At 54.5% G+C, this 545-nt stretch carries 1 pseudogene; it reads left to right on the top strand.

The window, feature by feature from the left end:
* Positions 1-72 precede the first annotated feature (72 nt).
* Positions 73-545: pseudogene (locus FLZ89_RS15915) on the top strand (RNA-guided endonuclease InsQ/TnpB family protein); the annotation flags it as partial.

Raw genomic sequence — 545 nt, 5'->3', positions numbered from 1 at the left:
CGTCTTAAACCCCATGAGGAGGAACTGGCCAGAAGCCTGCAGAGAGAATCCGCTAAAGTTTGGAACACCGTCATGACCATCCACCGCTTATTCTGGTTTAAATACGGCATCTGGATAGACGAAGCCACGATGAAAGAGTTTTTGAAGGGGAGATTCAGCGTTCACTCCCAAGACGTGCAGGCCATCATAGAGACCTACTACGAATGCTGGGAGAGGACGAAGAAGCTCCACGAAGAAGGCTACACGGATTGGCGCTATCCCTGGCGGCTTAAGCGTTTTTTCACCTCCACGTGGAAAGTGACCGGCATCACCGTAGAAGACGGTTCTCTCAGGCTGTCCAACGGCTGGAAGAAGCCACCGCTTAAAATAAAACTGCCCGCAAGGCTGAAGGGATTGGAAATCAAGCAGGTCCAGCTCGTCTGGCACCGCAACGGCTACTGGCTGCATATAGCGGTAGTCAAACCCGCCCTGGAGAAAGTACAGGGGGATGCCGTGGCAGCCGTAGACCCGGGCGAAGTCCATGCCTTAACCCTGACCGACGGCCG

This window comes from Moorella sp. E306M, assembly GCF_006538385.1.
Classification (GTDB): Bacteria; Bacillota; DSM-521; order Neomoorellales; family Neomoorellaceae; genus Neomoorella.
This window is presented reverse-complemented; position numbering and strand designations above follow the sequence as displayed.